General features: G+C 65.7%; 2 protein-coding genes, 1 tRNA gene and 1 pseudogene. 1 reads left to right on the top strand and 3 read right to left on the bottom strand.

Annotated features, from left to right (window positions below):
- Together K789_RS0110450 and K789_RS0110445 are read right to left on the bottom strand one after the other, a co-directional pair.
- Positions 1-183 (bottom strand): annotated as a pseudogene (locus K789_RS0110450) (acyl-CoA dehydrogenase); the annotation flags it as partial.
- Positions 184-202: 19 nt separating this feature from the next.
- Positions 203-1,507 carry a M20/M25/M40 family metallo-hydrolase gene (locus K789_RS0110445; protein ID WP_024366709.1) on the bottom strand — a complete coding sequence of 435 codons (1,305 nt, stop codon included), beginning with the start codon at positions 1,505-1,507 and terminating at the stop codon, positions 203-205.
- 162 nt (positions 1,508-1,669) lie between these two features.
- Between K789_RS0110445 and K789_RS0110440 the strand changes: the two genes are divergently transcribed.
- A tRNA-Leu gene (locus K789_RS0110440) sits at positions 1,670-1,752 on the top strand.
- 546 nt (positions 1,753-2,298) lie between these two features.
- Here K789_RS0110440 and K789_RS0110435 read toward each other — a convergent pair.
- A partial coding sequence (locus tag K789_RS0110435) for an alkaline phosphatase family protein (RefSeq protein WP_024366708.1) occupies positions 2,299-2,793 on the bottom strand: 495 nt, incomplete at its 5' end.

Raw genomic sequence — 2,793 nt, 5'->3', positions numbered from 1 at the left:
CGCCGCAGCCGCGAGCCCGAGTCCCAGGCCGCCGTCGGAGGCCGGTACGAAGATCTTCAGGTAGCCTGTCGCCGCCAGCTCCGCCAGATCCTCATGGAAAAACGCGTTGTCCCGGTCGTAGCCGGCGGCGCGGCCGCGGATCCGTTCCAGCAGGGCATCGGGCAGGACGTCTTCAGGGCTCATCGGCGTCGTCATTCCGGTCTCAGTAGTTGGTGAGCAGGGTATCCAGGACCCGTGCGCCAAATTTCAGGGATTCGGTGGGGACGCGTTCGTCCACGCCGTGGAACATCCCGGTGAAGTCCAGTTCGTCCGGGAGCTGGAGCGGGGCGAAGCCGTAGCCGGTGATGCCGAGCCGGCTGAGGGACTTGTTGTCCGTGCCGCCGGAGAGGGTGTACGGCAGAACCTTGGCGCCCGGGTCCTCGGCGTGCAGCGCGTCGATCATGGAGTCCACGAGGTTGCCGGCGAACGGAACCTCCAGGGAGACGTCGTTGTGGACGTAGCTCACGTCCACGCCCTTGCCGGCAAGCTCCCGCACGACTTCGAGGACGTGCTGCTCCTGGCCGGGCAGGGTGCGGCAGTCAATGAGGGCCTCGGCTGATTCGGGGATCACGTTGTGCTTGTAACCGCCTTTGAGCAGGGTGGGGTTGGTGGTGTTCTGCAGGGTGGCGCCGACGAAGCGGGCCACAGTGCCGAGTTCCTTGAGGATCTTGTCCGGGTCGTCAGGGTCGAACTCCACGCCCGTGAGTTCCGTCACGCCGTCGAGGAACTGCCGGGTGGTGGGGGTCAGTTCCACCGGCCACCGGTATTCACCGATCCGGGACACTGCACTGGCCAGCCGCGTGACGGCGTTGTCCGTGTTGATCTGGGAGCCGTGGCCCGCGCGGCCGTGGGCGACGAGACGGAGCCAGGACAGGCCCTTTTCTGCGGTCTGGAGCAGGTAGGTGCGCTGGCCGCCGATGGTGGCGGAGAAGCCGCCGACCTCGGAGATGGCCTCGGTGGCGCCGTCGAAGAGTTCGGGCCGCTTCTCGATCGCGTAGCGCGCCCCGTAGGTGCCGCCGGCTTCTTCGTCGGCGAAGAACGCGAAGATCAGGTCCCGCTTGGGCTTGCGCCCGGTGCGGGCAAAATTCCGCAGGACGGCGAGGATCATGGCGTCCATGTCCTTCATGTCCACGGCGCCCCGGCCCCAGATCATGCCGTCCCTGAGTTCGGCGCCGAAGGGATCCACCGACCACTGTTCGCGGAGTGCAGGGACAACATCCAGGTGCCCGTGGACCACGAGGGCGCTGGCGGACGGGTCCTCCCCGGCAAGCCTGGTCACCACGCTGGCGCGGCCCGGGGCGGACTCGAAGATCTCGGCGTCCAGCCCCACTTCGGTCATCAGCCCCGCGGTGTATTCGGCGGCGGCCCGCTCACCCGGGCCGGAACCGTCACCGTAGTTGGACGTATCGATCCGGATCAGTTCCTGGCAGATTCTGACGACTTCGTCCTCGGGCCTGATTTCAGTCATGGTCACTCCTCGTGGCGTCGGCTCGGTTGCTCGCTTCAGCCTACCCACATGCCCCGCCGGGCCCCGATTATTTGTTTCGGGAAACTTCATGCTAGAGTCTTTCTCGCTGCTTCGGAGAAAACCGAAACGCTGAAAGGCGAAAAGGTTCACCGAATACCACCTGCGCGGGTGGCGGAATGGCAGACGCGCTAGCTTGAGGTGCTAGTCCTCGAAAGGGGGTGGGGGTTCAAGTCCCCCTCCGCGCACAACAGGAAAAGGCCCTGGAATCCCATGGATTCCGGGGCCTTTTTTGTGTCCCCACCGATAACCCCAGCCTGGCGCACCGGATACGCCCGGGCAACGGGTCATCCCCCGCCGGAGCTTGGTTCCGGCCACTTCCAGCGGCCGTCCGGCATGATCTTGTAGACCACGGCGCCGAAGAGGAGGTCGCTGGTTCCCGCGGGGTGCCGCCGTGCCGGCCGTATTCGGCCTTATTCCTGCGTCCAACGCGCCGCATGGCAGCCAGGCACCACCACAGGCCCGCAACGCCGCCCAGCGCAATGAGCCCCATGAGCGCGTAGCCGTCTTCGACACCGGCGCAGGCGCCGAGCACGAAGCTGAGGCCCCCGCCGACGGCAGCGCAGAACGCGCCCTGGAACACCACCATGAAGCGCAGCCATGCGTTGTCGGGCCGGTTGCCGATGTTGTAGACGTAATCGTCGAGCTCTGCGGCGAGGCGCTGGTTCAGGTCATCAGGGGGTTCACAACACTCTTCCTATCAGCGCTGTCCCGCTGCGAACAGCCAGCCCCAGCTAGTCCAGCAACTCGGCCATGGACGCGGCGTTCCGGTCATTGTCCGTCAGCGGGTCCAGCCCCCACGCGTCTTCAATCGTGCGCAGCAGGGAATAGTGCGTGTAGCGGGTGTCCGAGATGTAGCCTTTCCGCGCCGCGGGTCCGGCAAGGACGGTGACAACCTGGTTGCTGGCACCGCTCCCCTCGTCATAGGTGATCGCCAGAAGGGAGTTCTTTGTGGTGAACGCCGGTGAGGCGAGGATTTTGGGAACCTGCCGGGACAGCCAGTCGTCGCCGGTCCGGACCGGGCAGTCATGGGTGTCGCTGCACATGTCGGGTGTGATGAAGACGTAGTCCGGCAGGCTTTGGGCGGTCTTCAGGTCCTCGTCCAGCCGGTCAAGGGGTACCACGTGGTTGGAGCAGAAATCGCGGTCATCCGTTACGGACGGGTAGTACATGAACGGGTTGTGCTTGACCGCGTATCGTCCGGAGTCTTCGGCCAGGCACGGCTCGGG

This window comes from Arthrobacter sp. TB 26, assembly GCF_000427315.1.
Lineage (GTDB): Bacteria > Actinomycetota > Actinomycetes > Actinomycetales > Micrococcaceae > Arthrobacter.
This window is presented reverse-complemented; position numbering and strand designations above follow the sequence as displayed.